Genomic DNA, 397 nt, shown 5'->3' with positions numbered 1-397 from the left:
GCCACATAGAGGCGAGCTGGTATGCATGTCACTCTTGTTCTTTCGAGAATATTTTCATTTACATAGGAATTACGAACAAATTTGGTGCATTTGTCAATTTGATTCTCATTGTTTTGAAAAAACATGTTGGATATCAGGAGAATGAAAGAAATCTTCTCAAGGCTACTCGGGCACCACCGTTAGCGTGCATGGCACATCTAAGATAAGTGATGCGATGTTGCTGCGAAGTGGGTCTTCGCTTGGTCACTTTGAATTTTAATGTAGAAGGTGGATCTACTATGCCTATTAGCCTCAACACCAACGTTTCATCTCTGCAGACGCAACAAGCACTGTCTCAATCCAGATCAGCTTTGGAAACCTCTCTGCAGCGTTTGTCGACGGGCCTGCGTGTGAATAG

General features: G+C 43.3%; 1 pseudogene. It reads left to right on the top strand.

Annotated elements, in window-relative coordinates:
- Nucleotides 1–209: 209 nt before the first annotated feature.
- Nucleotides 210–397, top strand: a pseudogene (locus GR212_RS37970) (hypothetical protein); the annotation flags it as partial.

Source organism: Martinezella lusitana (assembly GCF_010668395.1).
In the GTDB taxonomy this organism is placed as follows: domain Bacteria; phylum Pseudomonadota; class Alphaproteobacteria; order Rhizobiales; family Rhizobiaceae; genus Rhizobium; species Rhizobium lusitanum_A.
Note: the sequence above shows the minus strand (reverse complement) of the source record. Positions and strands in the feature narration are given on the sequence as shown.